The sequence below is a fragment of the Microbacterium sp. PM5 genome, from assembly GCF_003293595.1.
GTDB lineage: Bacteria > Actinomycetota > Actinomycetes > Actinomycetales > Microbacteriaceae > Microbacterium.
On the sequence record NZ_CP022162.1, the window covers coordinates 179,344 to 203,510 of the forward strand.

22 protein-coding genes and 1 tRNA gene are annotated in these 24,167 nt (G+C 69.5%); 16 read left to right on the forward strand and 7 right to left on the reverse strand.

Annotation, left to right across the window (positions count from 1 at the left end; all coding sequences use genetic code 11):
• Positions 1 to 27: 27 nt before the first annotated feature.
• From CEP17_RS00850 to CEP17_RS00885, 8 genes are all read left to right on the forward strand, one after another.
• Positions 28 to 1,590, forward strand: coding sequence for an immunoglobulin domain-containing protein (locus CEP17_RS00850; protein ID WP_112930909.1), 1,563 nt, complete (start codon positions 28 to 30; stop codon positions 1,588 to 1,590).
• Between the two features lie 173 nt (positions 1,591 to 1,763).
• The gene (locus CEP17_RS00855) at positions 1,764 to 2,894 is read left to right on the forward strand and encodes a DUF916 domain-containing protein (RefSeq protein ID WP_112930910.1); all 1,131 of its coding nucleotides are present in this window, start codon (positions 1,764 to 1,766) and stop codon (positions 2,892 to 2,894) included.
• On the forward strand, positions 2,891 to 3,664 hold the full coding sequence (locus CEP17_RS00860) for a hypothetical protein (protein WP_112930911.1): 774 nt from the start codon (positions 2,891 to 2,893) through the stop codon (positions 3,662 to 3,664). Before CEP17_RS00855 ends, CEP17_RS00860 begins: the two co-directional genes overlap by 4 nt.
• Positions 3,661 to 4,632 carry a sortase gene (locus CEP17_RS00865; protein WP_112930912.1) on the forward strand — a complete coding sequence of 324 codons (972 nt, stop codon included), beginning with the start codon at positions 3,661 to 3,663 and terminating at the stop codon, positions 4,630 to 4,632. The genes CEP17_RS00860 and CEP17_RS00865 overlap by 4 nt, the downstream gene beginning before the upstream one ends.
• 122 nt (positions 4,633 to 4,754) lie before the next feature.
• Positions 4,755 to 5,639 carry a phosphate ABC transporter ATP-binding protein gene (locus CEP17_RS00870; RefSeq protein WP_112932828.1) on the forward strand — a complete coding sequence of 295 codons (885 nt, stop codon included), beginning with the start codon at positions 4,755 to 4,757 and terminating at the stop codon, positions 5,637 to 5,639.
• A 17-nt stretch (positions 5,640 to 5,656) separates the two neighbouring features.
• Positions 5,657 to 6,457 carry a lytic murein transglycosylase gene (locus CEP17_RS00875; protein WP_112930913.1) on the forward strand — a complete coding sequence of 267 codons (801 nt, stop codon included), beginning with the start codon at positions 5,657 to 5,659 and terminating at the stop codon, positions 6,455 to 6,457.
• Positions 6,458 to 6,658: 201 nt separating this feature from the next.
• Positions 6,659 to 7,960: an aspartate kinase gene (locus tag CEP17_RS00880; RefSeq protein ID WP_036317014.1), complete on the forward strand. Its 1,302-nt coding sequence runs from the start codon at positions 6,659 to 6,661 to the stop codon at positions 7,958 to 7,960.
• Positions 7,961 to 7,995: 35 nt separating this feature from the next.
• Complete coding sequence (locus CEP17_RS00885; protein ID WP_112930914.1) at positions 7,996 to 8,802, forward strand: IclR family transcriptional regulator C-terminal domain-containing protein; 807 nt, start codon at positions 7,996 to 7,998, stop codon at positions 8,800 to 8,802.
• Here CEP17_RS00885 and CEP17_RS00890 read toward each other — a convergent pair.
• From CEP17_RS00890 to CEP17_RS00900, 3 genes are read right to left on the reverse strand one after another with little or no spacing between them, the layout of a single operon-like run.
• The gene (locus tag CEP17_RS00890; protein ID WP_112930915.1) at positions 8,799 to 9,554 is read right to left on the reverse strand and encodes an IclR family transcriptional regulator C-terminal domain-containing protein; all 756 of its coding nucleotides are present in this window, start codon (positions 9,552 to 9,554) and stop codon (positions 8,799 to 8,801) included. The genes CEP17_RS00885 and CEP17_RS00890 overlap by 4 nt on opposite strands.
• A gap of 18 nt (positions 9,555 to 9,572) precedes the next feature.
• A complete protein-coding gene (alr, locus tag CEP17_RS00895; RefSeq protein WP_162722372.1) occupies positions 9,573 to 10,691 on the reverse strand; it encodes an alanine racemase in 1,119 nt (372 codons plus the stop codon).
• Entirely contained in the window at positions 10,688 to 12,094 is a 1,407-nt protein-coding gene (locus CEP17_RS00900) for an amino acid permease (RefSeq protein ID WP_239498609.1), read from the reverse strand. The genes alr and CEP17_RS00900 overlap by 4 nt, the downstream gene beginning before the upstream one ends.
• A gap of 363 nt (positions 12,095 to 12,457) precedes the next feature.
• Here CEP17_RS00900 and CEP17_RS00905 point away from each other — a divergent pair, with 363 nt between their 5' ends.
• Genes CEP17_RS00905 through CEP17_RS00915 form a run of 3 tightly spaced genes read left to right on the forward strand, consistent with a single transcriptional unit; the run spans position 12,458 to position 16,277 of the window.
• On the forward strand, positions 12,458 to 13,513 hold the full coding sequence (locus CEP17_RS00905) for a homoserine dehydrogenase (protein ID WP_112930918.1): 1,056 nt from the start codon (positions 12,458 to 12,460) through the stop codon (positions 13,511 to 13,513).
• Positions 13,510 to 14,901 (forward strand): aldehyde dehydrogenase family protein, encoded by a 1,392-nt coding sequence (locus CEP17_RS00910; RefSeq protein WP_036317060.1) that lies wholly within the window; start codon positions 13,510 to 13,512, stop codon positions 14,899 to 14,901. Before CEP17_RS00905 ends, CEP17_RS00910 begins: the two co-directional genes overlap by 4 nt.
• Complete coding sequence (locus CEP17_RS00915) at positions 14,898 to 16,277, forward strand: aspartate ammonia-lyase (protein WP_112930919.1); 1,380 nt, start codon at positions 14,898 to 14,900, stop codon at positions 16,275 to 16,277. The genes CEP17_RS00910 and CEP17_RS00915 overlap by 4 nt, the downstream gene beginning before the upstream one ends.
• Before the next feature lie 12 nt (positions 16,278 to 16,289).
• Here CEP17_RS00915 and CEP17_RS00920 read toward each other — a convergent pair whose 3' ends face one another.
• Positions 16,290 to 16,748, reverse strand: a complete 459-nt coding sequence (locus tag CEP17_RS00920; RefSeq protein WP_239498554.1) for an Lrp/AsnC family transcriptional regulator — start codon at positions 16,746 to 16,748, stop codon at positions 16,290 to 16,292.
• 110 nt (positions 16,749 to 16,858) lie between these two features.
• On the opposite strand from CEP17_RS00920, the gene CEP17_RS00925 reads away from it, so the two are divergent.
• The 4 genes from CEP17_RS00925 (at position 16,859) to CEP17_RS00940 (ending at position 21,593) form a co-directional block, all read left to right on the forward strand.
• Positions 16,859 to 18,064 carry an aminotransferase class V-fold PLP-dependent enzyme gene (locus CEP17_RS00925; RefSeq protein WP_112930920.1) on the forward strand — a complete coding sequence of 402 codons (1,206 nt, stop codon included), beginning with the start codon at positions 16,859 to 16,861 and terminating at the stop codon, positions 18,062 to 18,064.
• A gap of 155 nt (positions 18,065 to 18,219) precedes the next feature.
• Entirely contained in the window at positions 18,220 to 19,290 is a 1,071-nt protein-coding gene (locus CEP17_RS00930; protein ID WP_112930921.1) for an aspartate-semialdehyde dehydrogenase, read from the forward strand.
• A 202-nt stretch (positions 19,291 to 19,492) separates the two neighbouring features.
• Positions 19,493 to 20,968, forward strand: a complete 1,476-nt coding sequence (locus CEP17_RS00935) for a malate:quinone oxidoreductase (protein WP_112930922.1) — start codon at positions 19,493 to 19,495, stop codon at positions 20,966 to 20,968.
• 22 nt (positions 20,969 to 20,990) lie between these two features.
• Complete coding sequence (locus CEP17_RS00940) at positions 20,991 to 21,593, forward strand: thymidine kinase (RefSeq protein WP_112930923.1); 603 nt, start codon at positions 20,991 to 20,993, stop codon at positions 21,591 to 21,593.
• Here CEP17_RS00940 and CEP17_RS00945 read toward each other — a convergent pair.
• Positions 21,586 to 22,416 (reverse strand): DUF1295 domain-containing protein, encoded by an 831-nt coding sequence (locus CEP17_RS00945; protein ID WP_112930924.1) that lies wholly within the window; start codon positions 22,414 to 22,416, stop codon positions 21,586 to 21,588. The genes CEP17_RS00940 and CEP17_RS00945 overlap by 8 nt on opposite strands.
• Before the next feature lie 100 nt (positions 22,417 to 22,516).
• Here CEP17_RS00945 and CEP17_RS00950 point away from each other — a divergent pair, with 100 nt between their 5' ends.
• A complete protein-coding gene (locus tag CEP17_RS00950) occupies positions 22,517 to 23,254 on the forward strand; it encodes a FadR/GntR family transcriptional regulator (RefSeq protein WP_112930925.1) in 738 nt (245 codons plus the stop codon).
• A 2-nt stretch (positions 23,255 to 23,256) separates the two neighbouring features.
• Here CEP17_RS00950 and CEP17_RS00955 read toward each other — a convergent pair whose 3' ends face one another.
• Together CEP17_RS00955 and CEP17_RS00960 are read right to left on the reverse strand one after the other, a co-directional pair.
• Positions 23,257 to 24,021, reverse strand: a complete 765-nt coding sequence (locus tag CEP17_RS00955; protein ID WP_112930926.1) for an HAD-IIB family hydrolase — start codon at positions 24,019 to 24,021, stop codon at positions 23,257 to 23,259.
• 71 nt (positions 24,022 to 24,092) lie between these two features.
• Positions 24,093 to 24,166 (reverse strand) — tRNA-Pro (locus CEP17_RS00960).
• Position 24,167: the final 1 nt, after the last annotated feature.

The following is a 24,167-nucleotide window of genomic DNA, read 5'->3' on the forward strand; positions in this document are numbered from 1 at the left end:
ATCCTCAGAAAAGGACACCGCATCATCATGAAGAAAACCATTCAGCGCGGCGTCGCATTGTTCGTGACCGCCGCGGCAGTCACGGCAGTCGGCGCACTGGCGGCCGCGCCTGCGTACGCGGCGGCGCCCGTCAGCAACCAGACGGTCTACCTGCTCGACGGCAATGCGCTCCCCCTCCCCGCGACGGGAAGCAACTGGAAGAGCACTGACGTTCTGCTGTCGCCGGTCGCGAGCGACCCCAGTGCCGCGTCGAAGTTCTCCGACCCGAGCAGCTTCGTCGGCGTCATCACCTTCATCGCGAACCCGGGCACCGAAGACAACCCCGCCGGGTATCTCGGCACGGGAGGCGGGGGTGGCTGGGGTCCGTACGTGACACCCGACACCCTCACCGACAATCCCGCCGTCGCCGGCGACTTCCACGACCTCCTCAACGCGGGCGGCACGTTCAGCCTCGGTCAGGCGTGGCTCGACGGCAGCAACCACGCCGTGCAGGTCGTCTTCACGACCGTGGTGCTGGGTGCCGGTACGGCGACCACGGGCGGCAGCCTCAGCTGGACGGCTCCGGTGTCGACGACCGCCCCGGCGATCACGACGCAGCCGGCCGACAAGACGGTGCTGCCGGGCCAGTCGGCCGTTTTCACGGCCGCGGCCTCGGGCTCGCCGGCGCCGACGGTGAAGTGGCAGTCGTCGACCGACGGCACCACGTGGTCGGACGTGGCGGGCGCCACCTCCGACACCCTCACGGTGTCCAACGTGCAGCTGGCACAGTCGGGTACGAAGTACCAGGCCGTCTACACCAACTCGGCCGGCACGGCGACGACCTCCGCGGCGACCCTCACGGTCACCAACGTGGTGCCCACCGAGCCGACCGGTTCGGACGCGGGCAAGGTCACGATCGCCGACCCCGCCGACGGTGCCACCACGGTGACGGTCCCCGCCGGTGTCGGCCTCAAGGCTCAGACGCTGACCGCCTGGGGCTGGTCCACCGCGACCAACCTCGGTCAGGTCACCGCTGACGCCACCTCCGGTGACGTCGTCGTGAACATCGCCACGCTTGCTCCCGGTGCGCACACCATCGCGCTGACCCAGCCGGGCAGCTCGACGGTCGTCGTGTGGGGCACCTTCACGGTCCCCGTGCCGAGCTACCCCGCCAAGACCGACACGGTCGACCTGCAGGCGGCGGTCACGGCCAGCGACCTGTGGTCGCTGAACGCGGCGCAGACGGCGATCGACTTCGGCAACGTGGCACGCAACGCGTCGTCGACGAAGTCGCTCGGCAAGGTCACCGTCATCGACGACCGCAAGGTGCTCAAGGGCTGGACCCTCGACGCCGCGTGGTCGAAGTTCACGGCGGGCTCCGACGAGATCCCGGCCTCCGCGCTGACGATCACGCCGAAGGCGTTCGACAACGGTTCGCTGCTGCCGGGCGTCACGCTCGGCACCAACGGCACCAAGATCGCCGAGAGCACGGCGGTGTCGACGCTCACCGACGGTGCGCTGCTCGATGCCGACCTGAAGTTCGTGGCGCCGAAGGATGCCGCGGCCGGTCAGTACCACTCCACGCTGACGCTGACGCTCACCTCCAAGTGAGCCCTGCGGCCCGACGCTGAGCCGTGTGGGGAGGTCGTTCGCGACCTCCCCACACGGTGCGTTCACGATGCGATCGGGCCGACGCGGCATCCGTCATCTTCCGGAGCCGTCCCGATCACCCCTCGTTCATCCCCGCGACCACCCCTCGTCGCCCATATCTGCGGAGATTGACCGTGCAGTTCTCGACCACCCGATCGGGAAGGCGCATCCGGCACACGTTCGGTGCGTTCTTCTTCGCGCTCGCCCTCGCGCTCCCCGTCGCCGCGAGCGCGTTGCCCGCTCGTGCCGACGACACCGCTCCCGACCCCGGCGCGTCGGCGGCCTCGGTCGGTGTCGCGACGCGTCCCGCAGGAACGGACGGCCGCCCCGACGGGCGCACCCGATTCGCGTATGCAGCGGATCCCGGCCAGAGCGTGACCGACCAGGTGCTGGTCGGCAACACGGGCACGCAGCGACAGGACTTCACCGTCTACGCGACCGACGCGTACAACGCGACCAGCGGTGAGTTCTCGCTGCTCGCCACCGCCGAGACCCCGCAAGCCCTGGGCACCTGGGTGCGTTTCGAGAACGGCCAGGACCGCATCCAGTTCTCCCTCGAGCCGCAGGAAGTGCGTCTGCTCAGCTTCACCGTCGCCTTCCCCGCGGACGCGACCCCCGGAGACCACGCGGGCGGGATCGTCGCCTCGGTCACGGAGGAGGGGCAACAGGTCAGTCTCGACCGCCGCGTCGCGACGGCGCTGTTCGCGCGCGTGTCCGGCGACCTGCAGCCGCGTCTGACTCTGGCGAGCTTCGATGCGACGTATCAGGGCGACTGGTGGAACCCCTTCGGCGGCACGCTCAAGGTGCTCTATACGGTCGACAACCCCGGCAACGTCGCGCTCGCGGCGAACGTCTCCATGGGCGCCGTGACGTGGTTCGGCATCCCCGCCGCCGAGACGCAGGGCGGAGCGATCCCCGTGCTCCTTCCGGGCAACTCCGCGACCTACGAGTTCGATCTCGTCGGAGTGGGTCAGTGGGGTTACCTGAATCCGGCGGCGAAGCTGACGCCGTTCGTCGACGCCCCGGATGCCGCGATGCAGGTCGCGGTCGCACCGGTGAGCCGCGACACGGTTGTCGTCGCCGTCCCGTGGATGCTGCTGATCGCCGCCGCTGTCGCCGCGGCCGTGGTTCTGCTGCTGCGCTGGCGGCGCCGGCGCGACGAGGCGCGCGCCCGGGAATGGATCGCCTACACCGAGCAGCAGGCGGCCATCGCGGCCGAGGCGAGGGTGCGTGCCGCCGCGGCGACCGCCCCGGCGGATTCATGACCGGGATCGGGCGGGCGCTGGTCGCGGCGGCACTCGGGCTCGGACTGCTGCTGGTGCCCTCCACGCTGGTCCACGCCGCCGACGACGACGGCAATGACAGCGCCAACCTCACCGTCACCGTCACCGACGGGTCGACCCCCAGCCCCACGCCGCGCCCCACTTCATCGTCCGCCGCACCCGTCCCCTCTCCCTCGTCAGGCAGATCGGGCCCGGGTACGGGGGCGACGGGTGGACGTGGCGGAGCGGCCGGCGGCGGTGGAGTGGGCGCCGGCAGCGGGACGGGCACGGGCACGGGCACGGGCGGCACGGTCAGCATCGCGGGGATGGTCTACGTGAGCGGTGTCAATTCGTCGGTGGCCCTGTCGCCCGATCCTGCGGAGGCGGATGTCACTCTGTGGCTGTCGGTGCGAAACGCCTCCTCGAGCGTGATCGACCTGACCGCCGACTTCTGGATGGAGAGCGTGCTGTTCGGCACGGCACTGGATTCGGCATCCGCGGTGCCCGTCACGGGGCTGCAGCCGGGCGAGACGCGCCTCATCTCGACACGTCTGCACGGCGCCGGCCAGTGGGGCCTGGTCAACACCCACGTGAAGATCACGCCGCCCGCCACCGTCGACGGCACGGCCTTGACCCCCGTGACCCGCGACGCGCTGGTCGTCGTCTTTCCGTGGTTGAGCATCTTGCTGGCGGCGACGCTCGTGATCGCCCTGCTCGCGTGGCGCGCCGTCGCGCTCGCCCTCGCCGCGAAGACCTCGGAGGCCACGGCATGACCGTGCTCGACGATGCGACTCAGGTCGTCGCCCCGGTCGCGGTGCCCCCGGCATCCGCTCCGCCTCCGCCGCCGCGCCGGCCCCGCCGGATGCCGCGACCCGCTCCTCAATACGCGCCCCTGTCGGCCGGACAGGCTCTCGTACGCGGCATCGTGTCTCTCGTCGCCGCCCTCACCCTGGCCTTCGTGTTCCATCTGCTGGTGCTCAGTCACGTGCTGCACTTCGCCGCACAGCAGCAGCTCTCCGACACCTACCGCGCGCAGCTCGCTGCGGGCACGGCGCCGGTCAGCGAGGGGGACTTCAACGACGTGCTCCTCGCCGACGGCGCGCCCGTCGGCATCATCGACATCCCCCGCCTCGGGGTGCACGAGGTGATCGCCGAGGGAACGTCATCGGGTGTCCTCGCCGGCGGCCCCGGCCACCGCCGCGACACGGTGCTGCCGGGCCAGGTCGGCGTCAGCGTCGTGATGGGCCGCGCCGCCGCCTTCGGTGGGCCGTTCGGGCGTCTGCAGTCGTTGCAGCCGGGGGAGCGGTTCGAGGTGCGCACCGGGCAAGGGCTGCACACCTTCGAAGTGCTGGGAGTCCGCTACGCGGGCGACCCGACGCCGCCCGCACCCACCCGCGGAGAGAGCCGTCTCATCCTGCTCACCGCGCGCGGGGCGCCGTACGTGCCGACCGGGATCGCGTACGTCGACGCTCGACTCGTCGACAAAGGCCAACCCGCGGGTGCGCGTCAGACCACCCCGATCACGCTGCCGCCGTCGCATGCGGCGCTTGCGACGGACACGACGACCGTGTGGGCACTCGTCTTCGCGCTCCAGTTCCTCGTCGCCTCCGAGATCGCCGCCGCCTGGGCGTTTCGCCGGGTCGGCGCGCAGAAGACCTGGATCGTCTTCGTGCCGATCCTGCTGCTGGCCAGCGTCTTCGTCTGCGATCAACTCGTCCGCCTGCTTCCCAACCTTCTCTGACTCGGAGCCCCATGTCTGACGACATCGAACCGTCCCGCGCAGCCCACCGCGCCGAGCGTGCGCTCCGCCCGCGCTTCCTCGGACGCGCGAGCGGGCGCGCGCCGGTCTCCGCCGCGCTGGTGATGGCCGGTGGCAAATCGACCCTTTCTCCCGCGCCGAGCGGAGCCGTCGTTGTCGGCGGTGCCCCGGGGACGCACACGGATGCCGTCGGCGCGAGCGCGGTCCCGCTGTCGCCGTCGCAGCTCGAGGCGCGCTCCATCTCCGCGTGGTTCGGCGACCACCAGGTGCTCCACGACGTGTCGTTGCAGATGCCCGCGGGCCAGGTGACGGCCCTCATCGGCCCGTCCGGCTGCGGAAAGTCGACGTTCCTGCGCATCCTCAACCGCATGCACGAACTGGTGCCCTCGGCATCTCTCGCCGGCGAGGTGCTGCTCGACCACGACGACATCTACGACGCCGGCCATCGTCTCGTCGACGCCCGCAAGAAGATCGGCATGGTCTTCCAGAAGCCGAATCCCTTCCCGGCGATGTCCATCTACGACAACGTCGTCGCGGGCCTGAAGCTCGCCGGCATCCGTGCCAGTCGCGGTGAGAAGGACATGCTCGTCGAGACCTGCCTCACGAAAGCGGGACTGTGGCGGGAGCTGAAGGACCGGCTGCGCGCGCCCGGCGGCGGGCTTTCCGGCGGACAGCAGCAGCGCCTGTGCATCGCCCGATCCCTTGCGGTGCGGCCGCGGGTGCTCCTGATGGACGAGCCGTGTTCGGCGCTGGACCCGACCTCCACGCGCGTCATCGAGGAGACGATGACCGAGCTTGCTCACGAGGTCACGATCGTCATCGTCACCCACAACATGCAGCAGGCGCAGCGGGTGTCCCAGCAGTGCGCGTTCTTCCTCGCCTCGCAGGGCCAGCCCGGTCACATCGTCGAGCACGGCGACACCGACGCGATGTTCTCGTCGCCGATCGATCCGCGCACCTTCGACTATGTCAACGGCCGTTTCGGCTGACAGGGAGACGGACACGGATGGGTGCGCGGTGGTCGTGGCGCGAGATCGCACTCGCGCTCGGTGCCGTCGCACTGCTGGCCGTGTTCCTCGGGGGCGTCCTCACACACGTCGAGGCGGCGCCGTCCGTCTCGCCGGCATCACCCGCGGAGCGGCCCGTCGGTGCGTTCGTGGAGATGCCCGAGAAACAGGATGCCGAGGCCGTCGCGTCCGTCACCGGTGATGCGGTGGCCGCGTCGTCGGCCCCGCTCGCGCCCGTTGCGTCGGTCGACCCGGTCTGGCTCTCGCGCGTCTCTGCGGCCACCGGCATCCCCGCGCGCGCGCTGCAGGCGTACGCAAACGCGCAGCTGCGCATCGCGATCGAACAGCCCTCCTGCAAGCTCGGCTGGAGCACCGTCGCTGCGATCGGAGCGATCGAGTCCGATCACGGCCGCCACGGCGGTGCGGTGCTCGGCGAGAACGGGTACCCCACTCCCGCCATCCGCGGGCCGGCTCTCGACGGCGACGGCGTCGCCGCGATCGCCGACACCGACGGCGGCCGCTGGGACGGCGACACGCTCTGGGATCGCGCCGTCGGGCCGATGCAGTTCATTCCCGACACGTGGTCACGCTGGGGTGCCGACGGCAACGGCGACGGGGCCGCCGACCCCAACCAGATCGACGACGCGGCCCTCGCGACGGCGCGCTACCTGTGCGGGGCGTCGGCGATGACGGATGCCGCGGGCTGGCGTGCCGCGGTGTTCGCCTACAACCACCTCGACGCCTACGTCGACGATGTGGCCGCCGCCGCGAATCGCTATGCCGCTGCCGCGGCGGGCTGAGTCCGCACGAACTCCGCAGAATGTCATGAACTCCGCACCCGGGATGCCGATCGGGTGCGGACGTCGTCGCATCCTGCGGACCTGGCGAGGTGCCTCGTCGGTCGCCCGTCACATGGCGTCGGCGGTATGCGCCGATCCCTAGGATGGGGAGGTGGGCGCGGCATCCGAGTGCCCGTCGACATGTCTTCAGGAGTTCCACACGTGGCGCTGATCGTCCAGAAGTACGGCGGCTCGTCCGTCGCCGACGCCGAGAGCATCAAGCGGGTCGCCAAGCGCATCGTCGATGCGCGCCGCGCCGGGCACGACGTGGTCGTCGCGGTGAGCGCGATGGGCGACACGACCGATGAGCTGATCGACCTCGCCGCGCAGGTCGCCCCCATCCCGGCGCCTCGCGAACTGGACATCCTGCTGAGCTCCGGCGAGCGCATCTCGATGGCGTTGCTGGCGATGGCCATCCACTCGATGGGGTTCGAAGCCCGATCGTTCACCGGCAGCCAAGCCGGAATGATCACCACCGCCGACCACGGCTCGGCGCGCATCGTCGACGTCACCCCCGTGCGCCTGCGTGAGGCGCTCGACGAAGGTGCGATCGTCATCGTCGCCGGCTTTCAGGGCTTCAATCGGGATACCCGCGACATCACGACTCTCGGTCGTGGCGGCTCCGACACCACTGCCGTTGCGCTCGCCGCCGCGCTCGACGCCGACGTCTGCGAGATCTACAGCGACGTCGACGGCATCTTCACCGCCGACCCGCGCGTCGTGCCGAAGGCCCGCAAGCTCGACGTCGTGTCTGCCGAGGAGATGCTCGAGCTCGCCGCCAACGGCGCCAAGGTGCTGTACATCCGCGCCGTCGAGTACGCGCGTCGCCACGGCGTGATGATCAATGCCCGCTCGACGTTCAGCTCCGGACGCGGCACGTTCGTGCTCGGCCCGGGCATGAGCGTTCCCGAAAGCCTTGCTCCCGACAGCACAGAGGAGTCCCCCATGGAAGAGCCCATCGTCGCCGGCGTCGCCACCGATCTCAGCCAGGCCAAGATCACCGTCATCGGCGTGCCCGACGTTCCCGGCAAGGCGGCGGAGATCTTCACCGTCATCGCCAAGTCGGGGGCCAACGTCGACATGATCGTCCAGAACGTGTCGGCGGCTGCGACCGGTCGCACCGACATCTCGTTCACGCTGCCCAAGTCGGATGCCGCGACGGCGCTGCGGGCGCTCGCCGCCGAGCAGGCGGGCATCGGTTTCGAGAGCCTCGTGCACGACGACCAGATCGGCAAGCTCTCCGTCGTCGGCGCCGGTATGCGCACCCACTCCGGTGTGTCCGCGACGCTGTTCGAGGCGCTGTCGACCGCGGGCGTGAACATCGAGATGATCTCGACCTCGGAGATCCGCATCTCGGTCGTGCTCCGCGGTGACGAGCTCGCCCAGGCCGCCCGCGTCGTGCACACCGCCTTCGGTCTCGACAGCGACACCGAGGCGACCGTCTACGCCGGCACCGGCCGCTGACGCCGAGCGGCCGAACGGCCGCATATCCTCGTTCCATGTCGCCGCGTTCCGTTCCCGAGGATCAGGTCACCGCCGTGCCCTCGCGTTCGAGCATGGGTCGGGGCTTCGACGTGGTGGCCGCCATGGTCGCCCTGTCTCCGATGCACGCGGACGGGGTGAGTGTGCAGCAGGTGGCTCAGCAACTCGGACGCGATCGGTCGCAGGTGTCGCGTACGCTCGCCGCCGTGCATGATGAGGGGCTCGCCGTTCGCGACAGCGAGGGACGTTATCGCCTGTCGTGGGACTGGTACGCCACGGCGCAGGAACTCGTGCATCGGCGGCTGCGCAGCGCCGGGCTCGCCGTGCTCGACGACCTGGCGGCTGCGAGCGGCGAAGCCTGCTTCCTCAGTGTTCTCTCCGGCGATGCCACCGTCACGATCGTCGAGAGCATGCCGCCGGCGACACGAATGATCGGCTCGTGGGTGGGACGCGCCTACCCCGCGTTCTGCAGCGACGCCGGACGCGCCGTGCTGTGGGATGCCGACGAGGAGGAGATCCGTGGTGTCTTCGCCGACACGGACTTCTCCCGCGGCGGGCCCCGCGCTCCGCGCGACGTCGATGAGTTCCTCGCCCGCATGGAGGTGAGCCGCGCGCAGGGCTTCGCGATCGTCGACGAGGAAGCCGAGCCGCAGCTGTTCTCCGTATCGGCGCCGGTGTGGGATTTCCAGGGCGAGGTCGTCGCCGGTCTGCAGATCGTCGGCGAGAAGGATGCGCTGGCGCCCCGTGTCGACGAGCTCGGGGCCGCGTGCGTGTCTGCCGCCGCGGTCCTGTCGGCAGCGCTCGGCGCCGCCGACAGACGTTAGGCGGGCTGGTCCGCGACGAGGCTGAGTCTGTCGACGGCGGACGCCAGCGCGGTGAGCGCCTCCCGAACGCGGCGCTGCCCCCGAGCAGGAGCCGTCACCGCGACCGCAGCCACGATTCGTCCCCCTCGCCGCAGGGGCAGGGCGTGCTCGTGCGCGCCTTCGACGTACTCCTGCGCCGCGGTGATCCGCCCGCTCGTCCGATCGCGCGCCTGACGGGCGATCACCTCTTCGGGGGAGTGCGCTGCGGCGGGACCGCCGACGCCCACGAACTGCACCGCCTCCAGAAGAGCCGAGATCTCGGCGTCTGAGTGGTCCCAGAGCAGGGCCCGTCCCGCGCCGGTGCACCAGATCGGCAGGCGTGCGCCGGGATGCAGGTAGCCGTCGTCGCGCCCGGACGGATGCTCCACGCGCAAGAGCACGGCCGCAGGGCCGTCGGCGGCGGCGATGACCGCGCTGACGTCGTGGGCGACGGCGAGTCGGCGCAGCTCGCCGCGCGCGGCGCGCAGCCACGGGTGGGCGAGAGACGCGCCGGTGCGCAGATAGCGGGGCCCCGCACCGAAGAGCGTGGCCCCGTCGCGCTCCAGGTAACCCAGCTCGCGCAGCTCCTGCGTCAACCGCGACACGCGGCTGCGCTCGATACCGGTCGACTCGGCCAGTCGTGACGCGTTGTGCGCGAGCCGACCCGACCTCTCGCGACGCACGGCCTCGTCCACGAGGGCGAGGCCCTGAAGGAATGACGAGGGGGAAGCCATGTCGTGATCTCGCGTCGGTCAGGCGGACAGAGAGATCGCTCGCCGCGGCAGGAGGCGACCCCAGGATGTATAGAGGTTAGCCGCGATCTGTCCGCTCGCGTGTTCCAGATCGGCGCCGCTGATGCGTTCGGCCCCCTGTGCACCGTAGAGGACGACCTCGTCGCCGATCACGGCATCTTCGGCGCAGGTGACGTCGACCAGCAGGGTGTTCATCGCGAGCCGATCGACGACCGGCATCCTCCGTCCGCGGACGAGTACCTCGGCCCGCCCTCCGAGCGTGCGCTGATATCCGTCGGCGTAGCCGAGCGGAACGGCGGCGAGGCGGGCGGGGGCATCGAGTCGATGCGTCCGGTCGTAGCCCACCGTGCGCCCGGCCGGATACGCAGAGATCGCGGCGATCCGCGACACCAGGCGCATTGCGGGCCGAAGTTCGGCGAGGGATGCCGAGGTGTCGCCGTACAGTGCTGCACCGATCCGCACGAGGTCGAAGCGCGAGGCGGGAACGGTCAGGGCCGCATAGGAGGTCGCGCAGTGGCGCTCGAGCGGCCCCCGAGCCAGCAGTGCGCCCGCGTGGCGCGCCTGGATCGCGAACGCGGCGGCGCCGTCGTGGACGTCATCGGCGTCTTCGCACGGGAAGTGCGACGCGACGCCGACCACGTCCAGTCGCGCGTCGGCGCCGATCTGCCTCAGCTGCGCCGCCGCATTCGCGTCGTCGAGGTCGATGCCGTCACGGCTGATCCCGGTCGCGTTGATCGAGACGTGCGCGCGCACCCGCCGCCCGGTCGCCGCCCCCGCCGCGGCGACGACGGCAGCATGTGCGGCACCGCCGATCCACTCCTCGACGCCGAGGCCGGCGGCATCCTCCACCTCCTCGCGCAGGGCGGCGCGAAGCCGCAGGATGCGTCCGGTGAATCCGGTGGCCCGCACCGTGCGGGCTTCCTCGTTGGATGTCACACCGAAGCTCTCGACGCCGCGAGCGATGAGGGTCGGCGCGACGAGGTCGACACCGTGGCCGTAGGCGTCGGCCTTGACCACGGCGCAGACGTGCGCGCCCGGGCCGAGAGCGTCCCGCACCGCCCCGAGGTTGTGGGCGACGGCGCCGGTGTCGACCTCGACCCAGGCAGCGCTGGCGCTCACGCCTGCGGGGCGTCGTTCGCGGTGACCGGGGCCTCCTCCGACACCGCGACGCGATGGGTCGCCCCGCGGCGTCCGTAACGCCACCAGAAGAACAGGTAGCACGCGGCGACGAAGGGGACGCCGAAGTACAGCGCCGCGACCTGATTCGGGTCGAACGCGATCGCGACGATCGAGATCAGCAGCAGGGCGAATGCCACGATGGGAACGACCGGGAACAGCGGCGTGCGGTAGGCGAGCGTGCCGATGTCGCCGCCGTCGCGGACGAAACGTCGCCGGTGGAAGTACAGCGACGCGACGATCGACATCCATACGGCCACGACGGCGAAGCCGGCCACCGAGACGAGCACGAGGTAGACGGTCTCTGCCGCGATGATGCTCGACAGCAGCGAGACCAGTGCCAGAGCGAGGCTCACGCTCAGGGCGACGATCGGGATGCCGCGGGGCGTCAGACGCAGGAGCGCCTTCGGGGCGTGTCCCTCTTCCGCGAGTGAGAAGAGCATCCGCGCGCACGAGAAGAGGCCGCTGTTTCCGGCCGAGAGCAGGGCCGTGATGATCACGAAGTTCATGATGTCGGCGGCGAAGGGCACGCCCACGTACTGGAACACATCCACGAAGGGGCTGCTCGTCAGGCCTGCCTGATCGTAGGGGAGGATGGCGGCGATGACGGTGATCGAGCCGACGAAGAGCACGAGCAGCCGCAGCACGGTCGATCGCAGTGCGCGGGGGATGTTCTTCGCCGGGTCCTTGGTCTCTCCGGCCGCGACGCCGATGAGCTCCGAGCCGCTGAAGGCGTAGAACACCGCGAGCGAGGTCACGACGACACCACCCACGCCGCCCGGGAACAGGCCGGCCGGCGTCTGGAAGTTGCTGAAGAGGACAGCGGCGGGGTGCTCCGTCGACAGCGGGGTGAAGCCGAAGATCGCGGCGCCGCCGAGCACGATCAGGGCGACGATCGCGAGCACCTTCACCAGTGAAAGCCAGAACTCGGTCTCGCCGAACACGCGCGCCGAGATGGCGTTGATGGTGAACAGGGTCGCGGCGAAGATGAGGCACCAGAGCCAGACGGGCACCGCGGGAAACCAGCGCTGCATCAGGATGCCGGCGGCCGTGAACTCGGAGCCGAGCGCGACCACCCAGCACAGCCAGTAGAGCCATGCGGTCGTGAAACCGGTCGCCGGGCCGATCGAGCGTGCCGCGTAGATGTGGAAGGCGCCCGAGACCGGGTAGGCGATCGCCAGCTCACCGAGGCACGCCATCACCAGATAGACCACGACCGCGCCGACGAGGTAGGCGATGATCGCTCCCAGGGGGCCGGCCTGGTTGATGGTGTAGCCGGAGCTCAGGAACAGCCCCGATCCGATCACGCCGCCGAGAGCGATCATGATCAGGTGGCGGGCGTCCATGGAGCGCTGCAGACGGCGCAGGGGCACCTGCGTCGCCGTCGTGTGGGGCAGGACGTTCGGGAGGTCCTGCGCGGGAGTGGAGCGCATGTCGGTCTCTCAATCGAGTCGAGGTCGTGGGAATGAGAAGTGCTGCATTTTCACATCGTTGTGATGATGATGCACACCATGTGTTTCCGGGAGATTACTGATGCTTGCGCCCCGGCACAAGGTTTCGGGGTCGATCGAACAGCGCATTCTCGCAGACGGGCGATGTGTCAGCGGCGCGGACGACATGTCAGTGGGCAGGAGCACACCGGCAGGCGCGCACGGACGCGTCGGCTGCGCAGACTGATCGCACCCGTCCCCGACCTGAAGGAGATCGACGTGGACCGACATGACATCGCACTGATCGGATTCGGCGGCGTCAACCGCGCGTTCGCCCAGATCGTCCATGATCGCGGCGAGCGATTGGCCGATGAGCTCGGCTTCGCGCTGCGCATCGTCGCGATCACCGATCTGCGCCTGGGCTCGGTGATGCAGTCCGACGGCATCGATCTCGCCGCCGTCTTCGCGATGCAGGCTGACGACACGTTCGCCGGCTGGCGCGGCGGCGCCGCGGTGCCCCAGAACGACTACGTCATCCGCCACACGACGGCGGACATCGTCGTCGAGGCGACCTTCACCAATCCGCTCGACGGAGAGCCCGGCATCTCCCATGTCCGCACCGCGCTGGAGTCCGGCAAGAGCGTCGTGACCACGAACAAGGGTCCGGTCGCGCTGGCGTCGGGCGAGCTGAATCGGATCGCCGCGACGCACGGCGTCTTCTTCGCGTACGAGGGCTCGGTGATGAGCGGGACCCCGGTACTCCGCTTCGCCGCCGAGACGCTGAAGGGGCTGCGGGTCACCGAGGTGCAGGGGATTCTCAACGGCACGAGCAACTACGTTCTCGGCCGGATGGAGAACGGTCTGTCCCTCGACGCCGCCGTCGCCGAGGCGCAGCAGCTCGGTTACGCCGAAGCAGACCCGACTGCCGACATCGCCGGCTCGGACGTGCAGCTGAAGGTCGTGATCCTGGCGAACGAGATCCTCGGCGCCGACATCACGCCCGCCGATGTCACATGCGAGGGCATCGTCGGTGTGACACCCGAAGACATCGCACGCGCCGCTGCCGAGGGTGCGCGGTGGAAGCTCATCGGCTCGGCGCGCCGTGATGAGACGGGAGCGGTCGTCGCGAGCGTTCGCCCCGTGGCGCTGGCCGCCACCCACCCCCTCGCCGGCGTGTCCGGGGCGACCAACGCCGTCTCATTCGACACCGACCTGCTCGGCACCGTCACGGTGTCCGGACCCGGCGCTGGGCGCGTCGAGACGGCCTACGCACTGCTGTCGGACATCATCGCGATCGACGCCGCGCAGCACGCCCCGATCGAGGTGGGGTCGTGAGCGCGCCGGTGATCGAGAACGACCTGATCGTGACGTCGCCCTTCGACGGCGTGATCATCGGCACCGTCGTGCAGAGCGGACCGGACGAGATCGACGGCGTCCTCGATCGTGCGCGCACGGGCGCGGCGATCTCCCGCGATCTCTCCCGCTTCGCACGGCACGAGGTCCTCGAGCGCGCCGCGGCGCTCCTGCGGGAGCGGGCGGACGAGGCCGCTGCGCTCATCGTCGCCGAGGCGGGCAAGACCATCCGTCAAGCGCGCAAGGAGGTGCGGCGGGCCACGATGACGCTCTCGCTCTCGGCGGATGCCGCGCGCTCGCACCCCGGCGAGGTGATCGCCTTCGATGCCTTCGAGGGCTCGGAGAGCCGGCGCGGCTGGTTCACGCGCGAACCGCTCGGCATCATTGTGGCGATCACCCCGTACAACGACGCGTTGAACCTCGTCGCGCACAAGCTGGGGCCTGCCATCGCCGGCGGCAATGGCGTGATCCTCAAGCCGTCGCAGTTCACGCCGCTGACGGCGCGGTTCCTGGTCGACCTGCTGATCGAGGCCGGACTTCCCGACGAGATCGTCACCGTCGTGCACGGCGACCGGCATCTCGCGCAGGCGCTCGTCGCCGCCCGCGAGGTGCGCATGGTCTCCTTCACCGGCGGCTTCGCGACGGGTGAAGCGATCGCGCGACACGCGGGACTGAAGAAGCTCGCGATGGAACTGGGCGGGAACGCGCCCGTGCTCGTGTTCGCCGACGCCGACCTCGACGCCGCCGCAGAGGCGTGCGTCTCGGGCGCGTTCTGGGCAGCGGGACAGAACTGCGTGGGTGCGCAGCGTCTGCTCGTCCAGCGATCGGTGTACGACGCCTTCCGCGAACGCGTCGTCGCTCGCACCGCGGCTCTTCGTGCCGGAGATCCGACGGACGAGGCCACCGATGTCGGCCCGATGATCACGGAGGATGCCGCGCGGCGGGCCGAGCGACTCGTGGCCGACGCCGTCGCCGCGGGGGCACGCGTGCTCGTCGGCCATCGTCGCACCGGATCGGTCTACACACCGACCGTCGTCGAGAACGTCCCCACTTCGTGCGAACTCTGGGCCGACGAGGCGTTCGCCCCCGTCGTGACGCTGGTCGCCTTCGATACGGAAGACGAAGCGATCGCGCTCGCAGAAGAGCCGGAGTATGCGCTCCATGCCGCCGCGTTCACGTCCGACATCGCGCGCGCCCTGCGTGTCGCCGATCGGCTCGAGGCCGGCGGGGTCATGATCAACGACTCCTCCGACTACCGTGTCGACAGCATGCCCTTCGGCGGAGCCAAATACGGCAGCATGGGCCGTGAGGGCGTCCGGTTCGCCTACGAGGAGATGACGCAGCCCAAAGTCATCTGCATCAACGCATGAGCGCCGTGCGGGTGGAGCGCGACGCGCTCGGTCAGTGCGAGGTCCCCGCTGACGCGTACTGGGGTATCCACACGGCACGTGCGCGGCGGAACTTCGAGATCAGCGGGACGCCGATCTCCCGGCATCCCGCTCTGGTCGCTGCGCTCGCCGAGGTCAAGCTCGCTGCCGCGACGGTCAACGCCGCCCACGGACTCATCGACCCGCTCATCGGCAGGGCGATCGTCGCCGCGTGTCGACGCATCATCGCGGGTGAGCTGCACGACCATTTCGTCGTCGACGTGATTCAGGGCGGCGCCGGCACGAGCTCCAACATGAACGCGAACGAGGTCATCGCCAACGCAGCGCTCGAAGCACTCGGAATCGCGCGCGGCCGCTACGACGTCGTCCATCCCATCGACCACGTCAACCGCAGTCAGTCGACCAATGACGTGTATCCGACCGCGATCCGGCTCGCGACCGTCCGCGCCCTGCGGCGACTCGCCCCCGAGCTGACGGCGCTCGCGGCATCGTTCGAGGACCGCGGCGACGCGTTCGCCGGAATCCGCAAGATCGGGCGCACTCAGCTGCAGGACGCCGTGCCGATGTCGCTCGGCGATGAGTTCACCGCGTTCGCGGCGGCGATCTCAGAGGATCTGCGCCGTCTCGAGGAGACGGTGCCGCTCCTGTTGGAGTGTTCCCTCGGCGGTACCGCGATCGGCACCGGGGTCACCGCTGACGCGGCGTACCGGGGCGACATCGTCGCCGCGCTCGCGGCGGCATCCGATCTGCCCGTCACCCCCGCGGCGCACCTGTTCGAAGCGAGCTGGGACACCAGCGCCTTCCTGCAGACCTCGAGTCTGTTGCGGCGGATCGCGGTCAAGCTGTCAAAGATCAGCAGCGACCTGCGACTGCTTTCCAGCGGACCGCAGACGGGGCTGGGTGAGATCCGCTTGCCCGCGCAGCAGGCCGGGTCCTCGATCATGCCGGGAAAGGTCAACCCCGTCATCCCGGAGGCGATGAACCAGGTCGCGTTCGCGGTCATGGGTGCCGACGTCACGATCGGCATCGCCGCCGAGTCCGGGCAGCTGCAGCTCAATGCGTTCGAGCCGGTGATCGCGCACAGTCTGCTGCAGGCGATCGAGTGGCTGACGAACGGTGTGCGGATGCTGCGGGAGCGTTGCGTCGACGGTATCCGCGCGCGGGAGGAGACGCTCGAACGCAATATCAGCGTCGCCGTCGGGGCCGTGACGGCGCTCGTTCCGGCCATCGGGTACGAGGCGGCGGCCCGGGCCGCGCACCAGAGCCTGGCGACGGGGGAGTCGCTGGTCGACGCCGTGGTCGCGCACGCGGGCATCGACCGGGACGAGGTCGCGCAGCTTCTGGCCGCGGCGCGGTGACGCGCGGCCGGTTCAGCTGCGGTCGATCGCGCGCGTGAGGGAGACGGCAGTGACGGTGTTGGCGACGCCCGGAATCGCGGCGACCTGTTCCCAGATCTGCCCGATGCGATCCATCGTGGCGGCGTGGAGCGTGACGAACAGGTCGTACTCGCCCGACAGCACATCGCAGCGGACCACCTCGGGGATGCCGCGCAGGGTAGCGATGACGCGGTCATCGCGCATGCGGTCGGAGCGGTACACCATGACGAGCGCCGTCACTCCTCGCGCCGCCGCCGCTCCCGGCACGACCGTGTACCCGGCGATCACGCCGTCGCGCTCCATGCGTTCCATCCGCTGCTTGACGGCGTTGCGCGAAAGGTGCACGCGCGCTGCGATGGCGACGAGGGGCACGCGCGCGTCGGCCGTGAGAGCCGCGAGGATCTCGCGGTCGATGTCGTCGAGGGCGCCGCTGATCATGCTGACTCCGTGCATTAAAAGCAATTGTGAATGTTAATAAGGCACACTAGCGTGGAGGTGCGTACGGCGGAAGCGGGATCGCGCCGCGGACGTGACAGACGCCGATCGGCTTTCAGGAGGACCTCATGAGTGCACGCCCCGACCGTCGACGCGGCGAGAGCCTGTCCGATCTCAGCCTCGCCGTCCACGGCGGCATCCATGTGGATTCGACGCGCGCCCTGCGCACTCCGCTCGTGATGGCGAACTCATATGCCCTTCCGGAGGACCCCAGCGAGATCAGCTGGTCGGCGACCGCGCCCGGGCTCTACACGCGCAACACCGGCGTCAATCAGCAGGCGTTGCAGGACAAGCTCGCGGCGCTCGAGGGCGGGGAGGATGCCGTGGCTCTCGCCTCCGGCGTCGCCGCCCTGCATGCCGTCTTCTTCACTCACGTGCGCGTCGGCGATCACGTCGTCGTCAGTGACGAGACGTATGAGGCGACGTGGCGGCTCTGGACCGAACTGCTGCCGGGGCGCTACGGGATCGAAGCGACGTTCGTCGACATCAGCGACCTCGACGCCGTCCGCGCCGCGATGCGGCCGCAGACCCGGCTGGTGTGCATCGAGGCCATCGCGAACCCCACCACGAAGGTCGCCGACGTGGCCGCGCTCGCCGAGATCGCGCACGCGAGCGATGCCCTGCTCATGGTCGACTCGACGTTCACGCCCCCGCCGCTGTATCGCCCGCTGCACGATGGCGCCGACCTCGTGGTCCACTCCCTCACGAAGTACATCAACGGTCACGGCGATGCGATGGGCGGGGCCGTCATCGGCCGCCGCGAGCTGATCGAGCCGATCAAGGCCGACGCCATGGTCGATGTCGGCGGTGTCATCTCGCCCTTCAATGCGTGGCAGATCCAGCGCGGCTCGGTCACGCTTCCGTTGCGGATGCGCCAGCACACGGCATCCGCGGCCGCGATCGCCGCCTTCTTGGAGGATGACCCGCGGGTCGCCTTCATCCGGTACCCGGGCCTTCGCACTCATCCGGACCACGCGCTCGCGACGCGGCAGTTCACGGCTGGGTTCGGCGGCATGATGGCCTTCGCCGTCGACGGCGATCCCGATACGCAGAACCGGTTCGTGTCGCGGCTGCGGCTGATCACGTCGGGGTTCTCGCTCGGCCACGACGACTCACTGATCGTTCACACGGGCACCGGGGGTGGGCGCGTCGCCGCGTACCCCGAGGAATTCCGCCGCTGGGGTCACCTGCGACTGTCGGTGGGCCTGGAAGACACCGCGGACCTGTTGGCCGACATCGCCGCCGCGCTCGACGAGACGTTCGACGGGCGCTGACCACCGGGCGTGCGCACAGTGGCAGGAATGCGCGCCTGCGCGACCGGATGCCGCCGTCATACGGCGTCGGCCCATGCGGCGCGGCCGGTAGAATCGCGGCATCCGCCCGTTCGGGCACGTTCTCTCCGTTCACGGCATCGCTGCAAGGATCCCTCATGACCCGCATCTCTGACTCAGGACTCTCTGTCGCCGTCGTCGGCGCCACCGGACAGGTCGGCACGGTCATGCGCGAGATTCTCGCCGAACGGGCCTTCCCGATCCGTGAGCTCCGCCTGTTCGCCACGGCGCGCTCGGCCGGCACGGCTGTCGAGTTCGGCGGCGAGACCATCATCATCGAGGACGTCGCCACCGCCGATCCCACCGGCATCGACGTCGCGCTGTTCAGCGCCGGTGCGACCGGCTCGCGTGCGCATGCCCCGCGTTTCGCCGAGGCCGGCGCAGTCGTCATCGACAACTCGAGCGCCTGGCGCATGGACCCCGAGGTGCCGCTCGTCGTCAGCGAGGTCAATCCCCACGCGACGGTGAACCCGCCGAAGGGCATCATCGCCAATCCGAACTGCACGACGATGGCGGCCATGCCGGTGTTGAAGCCGCTCGACGCCGCGGCCGGGCTGGAGCGACTGGTCGTCAGCACCTACCAGGCCGTGTCGGGCTCGGGCCTCGCCGGCGCGCAGGAGCTGCTCGGTCAGGTCGAGGGCGTTCTTGCCCAGGGGCACACGCTCGATCTCGTGCACGACGGCAGCGCACTCGACTTCCCGCAGCCGGAGAAGTACGTCGCGCCCATCGCGTTCGATGTGATCCCCTTCGCCGGCAACCTCGTCGACGACGGCGACAACGAGACCGACGAGGAGAAGAAGCTCCGCAACGAGAGCCGAAAGATCCTCGAGCTGCCCGACCTCCGCGTTGCCGGCACGTGCGTGCGCGTTCCGGTCTTCACCGGGCACTCGCTGTCGATCCACGCGGAGTTCCGCGACGACATCACGCCCGAGCGGGCGCGCGAGATCCTGGCATCCGCTCCCGGTGTCGTTCTCGAAGAGGTGCCCACCCCGCTGCAGGCCGCCGGCAACGACCCCAGCTACGTCGGCCGCATCCGTGCCGACCAGTCCGCGCCCGAGGGCAAGGGGCTGGTGCTCTTCATCAGCAACGACAACCTCCGCAAGGGCGCCGCGCTCAACGCCGTGCAGATCGCCGAGATCGTCGCCGCGCGACTGGCCGCCGCCGCCTGACGGCGGTCCGAGCACCGCTCACCGCGAGACCGTCTGACTGCGAGACACGGTCCGCGCACCGAAACACCGCCGGACGGCGCGTGTCTCGGTGCGGAACTCGTTTCTCGCGGAATTCAGCGGTGCGAAAGAACCGCAAGAGTTGACGGCGGTGGATGCCGCGCCTCGCGGAGGCCGTGGAAAACGGCGCCTAGACTGGATCATTGTGAGTGAACCCGTCGACGTCGTCCTGATCGGCGGTGGCATCATGAGTGCCACCCTCGGAACCCTCCTGAAGCAGCTGCAGCCGGACTGGAAGATCGTGGTGCTCGAGCGCCTCAGCGACGTCGCCGAGGAGTCCTCCAACGCCTGGAACAATGCCGGCACGGGACACGCGGCGCTCTGCGAGCTCAACTACATGCCCGAGGCCAAGGACGGATCGGTCGACCCTGCCAAGGCGATCTCGATCAACGAGCAGTTCCAGCAGAGTCGGCAGCTGTGGGCGAGCCTGGTGGAGCGCGGCATCCTCGATGCGCCGTCCACCTTCATCAACGCGACCCCCCACATGACTTTCGTGCGCGGCGAGAAGGATGTCGCGTACCTCAAGAAGCGTTACGAGGCGCTGCGCACGCAGCCGCTGTTCGAGGGCATCGAATACTCCGAGGACTCCCGCGTCATCAATCAGTGGGCGCCGCTGCTGATGCACAAGCGCAAGAAGGCCGACGAGCCTTTCGCGGCCACGCGCGTTCCGGCCGGCACCGACGTCGACTTCGGTTCACTGACCCGTCAGCTCTTCTCCCACCTCGCCGACCAGGGCGTCGACGTCGTCACCAATCGCGAGGTGCGAAAGCTCCGCAAGAACGCGGACGGCACGTGGAACGTGTCGTACCGTCACACGCTCGGGCGTACGCCGGGGAGCCTGTCGGCGCGGTTCGTGTTCGTGGGTGCGGGTGGGTGGGCGATCAAGCTGCTGCAGTCCTCGCGCATTCCGGAGATCTCCGGCTACGGCGTCTTCCCCATCGGGGGGCAGTGGCTCAAGACGTCCAACCCGTCGATCGTTGCGCAGCACAAAGCCAAGGTGTACTCGCAGGCCTCCGTGGGGGCGCCCCCCATGTCGGTGCCGCATCTGGACACCCGCGTCGTCGACGGTGAGACGTCGCTGTTGTTCGGGCCGTTCGCGACCTTCAGCCCGAAGTTCCTGAAGAACGGCCGCATCACCGACATCGTCGCGCAGGTGCGTCCCGGCAACATCGGTCCGATGTTGAAGGTCGCCATCGACAATCCGGGCCTGATCAAGTACCTGGTCAGCGAACTGCTCAAGAGCCACAAGCGCAAGGTCGATTCGCTCCGCGAGTTCATGCCGACCGCGAAGGCCGAGGACTGGGAGCTGCTGCAGGCCGGCCAGCGCGCCCAGGTCATGAAGAAGGATCCGCAGAAGGGCGGCGTGCTGCAGTTCGGCACCGAGGTCGTCACCTCGGCCGACGGGTCGATCGCCGGTCTGCTGGGAGCCTCTCCGGGAGCGTCGACCGCGGTATCCATCATGCTCGGCCTGCTGAAGACATGCTTCCCCGACCACATCTCCGCGTGGGAGCCGGAACTGAAGGCGCTGATCCCGAGCTACGGGTCGACTCTCAACGGCGACCCGGCCGCCGCGGAGGCGTCGCTCGACGCTACCGCCGGCGTGCTCGGCATCAACCGCTGATCCGGGTCGGGGCGGCACGGGCATGGCGAAGCTGTACTTCCGCTACGGGGCGATGAACTCCGGCAAGTCGACGGCCCTGCTGCAGGCGGCATTCAACTACGAGGAACGCGGACAGCACGTGCTGCTGGCCAAGCCCGAGATCGACACGAAGGGTGCCGATCAGATCTCCAGCCGACTCGGCGTGGAGCGTCAGGTCGACTTCCTCATCGGTGCGGATGCCGATCTGCGCGCCCTCGTCGCCCAGCACGCCGCCCGCTACGACGGACGGGTGGCGTGTCTTCTCATCGACGAGGCGCAGTTCCTCACCCCGGCCCAGGTCGACGACCTGTTACGGATCGTCGTCGACGACGGCATCCCCGCCCTTGCCTACGGCATCCGTACCGACTTCCAGACGCGCGCCTTCCCCGGCTCGGCCCGGCTTCTGGAGCTCGCCCACAGCCTCGAAGAGCTGAAGACCATCTGTCGCTGCGGGCGCAAGGCGCTGTTCAACGCGCGACTGGTCGGTGGTCGGTTCGTCTTCGACGGCGACCAGGTCGCCATCGACGAGCTGTCGCACGAGAAGGTCACCTACGAGTCGATGTGCGCGGAGTGCTACCTGCGCGAGTCGGGCGGCCGGCTCAGCTGACGCGCGCCCCGTCGCGGCGGCGCGGCAGCGGGACCAGCATCGAGGTCGTCCTCCGGTACTGGGCGTATGCGGGGTACTTCGCAGCGGAGATCGACTCGGTGAACACGGTCGACCCGACGAACAGGAGCGTCAGCAGGATGGCCCCGACGATCGTCGGGTTGAGCACGCCGCCCCACACGCCGGCTCCGGACGCGACCGCGGCCGTCGCGCCGAACGCGTAGAAAGCCCACCACTGGGCCTGCTCGAAGAAGAAGTTCGGATGCCGGCTGTAGGCGAAGAGCCCCGTCGTGAGGAAGCCGTCGGCGCTTCCGCGCGCTTTTGCCTGATGGAAGTCCCACTGCTGCTGATCGGCGACCGTCTCACCGATGAGGAATCCGACGAAGAGCGCGGCGATGAGCGCATCGGCCGCCGTGAGCGGAGCCGGATGAGTCCTCGCCCACTCCGCGGGGAGTGTGATCAGGACGAGCAGCGTCATCTGGTACAGCACGATGAACACCAGGTTGAAGACCTGGAACCGTGCGGGCGACATCCTGCCGCGCAGGATCGCCCACCGGTAATCCTCCACCCCGGAGTAGCCGCCCTTCCGCGCGAAGTTGAAGGTCAGCCGCGCACCCCACGCCGTCACGAGCGCCGCCATCAGAACCAGGCGCCCGGCGTCGTCGCCGTCGGCGAGTGCGCTCGCCGCGAAGACCCACACGTAGACCACCGGGACCACGGACCACGCGCGATCCACCCACGACGTGTCCTTGGTGACCAGTGAGGCGATCCAGCACAGCGCCGAAACGGCGGCGGCGATGACGACGACCACGAAGAGCGGATCCATGGTCTGAGCGTAGGCCCGCCGGTGCGACCGGCGCGGCTTTTTGCCGGTCCGAACGGCGTACGCTACTGTGGCCTGACCATTAAGCGACGGGGAGACCAGGATGACCGAGAACGCACCGGCACGCGCCTGGCGGGTCGTGCTCGAGAAGATCGAGGCCGACCTGCTCAGCGGTGCGCTCGGACCGGGCGATCGTCTGCAGCCCGAGCGCGAGTTGGCGGCCACACTCGGTGTCGGCCGTTCCAGCGTGCGCGAGGCTCTTCGGGTCCTGGAGGTGATGGGGCTCATCCGCACCGCAACGGGATCCGGGCCGACGGCGGGCGCGATCGTGACGGCGACGCCGCACGGCGGGCTGGCGCAACTCCTGCGTCTGCAGGTCGCTGCCCATGGCTTTCCCATCCCGGACGTGTACGAGACGCGACTTCTGCTGGAGGAGTGGGCCGTCGCCCACCTGGCAGACATCGACGAGCCCGACCTCACGGAGGCGCGGGCCACTTTCACCGCCATGGAGGACGAACAGCTGACTGCTGACGACTTCCTCGCGCTCGACGCCCAGTTCCACCTGCGCTTGACGGATGCCGCCGGAAATCTCGTGGTCGCCGCGACGATGGCCGGTCTTCGCACGACGATCGAGAGCTATATCCGTGCCGGTGCGCGCCGGATCTCCGACTGGGACACGACCGTCCAGCGGCTGCACCGCGAGCACGGCGATATCCTCGCCGCGATCGAGTCCGGCGACGCGGAGCGTGCGCGCGAGCTCGTGCGCGCCCACATCACCGCCTACTATGCGGATGCCGGGTTGCCGGCACCCTCGACCGCCGTGGTGGCCGTCGACGGCTGACGTCAGCGACGGGGGAGCGTCGGGATCAGCTCGGTGAGATAAGCGGAGGTGTGCTCCCACCCCTCCACGGCCTGGCAGGTCACACCCATCGCGAGGACGGGGTAGTCGTTGCCGTGCTCGTCGAGGCGATCGCCGACGAACAGCATGTCATCGAGCGAGATGCCGGTGACCTCGGCGAGCTTGCGCATGCCGTACGCCTTGTCGATGCCGCGGTGGGTGATGTCGACCGACGTCGAGCCGCCGGAGCGGACCTCGAGATCGGGAATGCGCGCGGCGACCGCGTCGCGCAGCGCGTTCTTCTTCTCGCCCGTCGGGTCCCAGGCCATCTTCGCCTCGAGGGGAGCTGTCTGCCCGAGCGCGGAGAAAGTGACCTGCGAGCCGCGATCCTCCAGGATGTCTCCCCACGGCTCGGCCTCCCACAGGCCCAGGCGACGGGCCTCTTCCTCGACGGCGGTGAGGGCGCGCGACTTCTCGTCGTCGGTGAGGGCGTGCGCGTAGACCGTGCGGACGCCACCCTCCTCGAGTCGGTAGTACTGCGTCCCGCACGTGGGCATGAGGTGGAAGCGGTCGAGGGTCGCGGCATCCGCCGCCGGAAGCCGCTCGACGACCTGCGACTGGAACTGCTGCAGCTGGCCGCCCGAGATGATGGCCACCTCGACGCGCGTCGCGAGCTCGAGTAAGAGCTCTCCGATGCGGGGATCGATGGCGCTCTTGGAAGGAGCCAGCGTGTCGTCGAGATCGAACGCGATCAGGCGGGGGGTGGTCATCGGGTGCTCCCATCCGGTGAATGAGCAAGGAAAGGCCCCGCCGGATCTCTCCAGGCGGAGCCTCTCTGCTGTCGGGGTGACAGGATTTGAACCTGCGGCCTCTTCGTCCCGAACGAAGCGCGCTACCAAGCTGCGCCACACCCCGT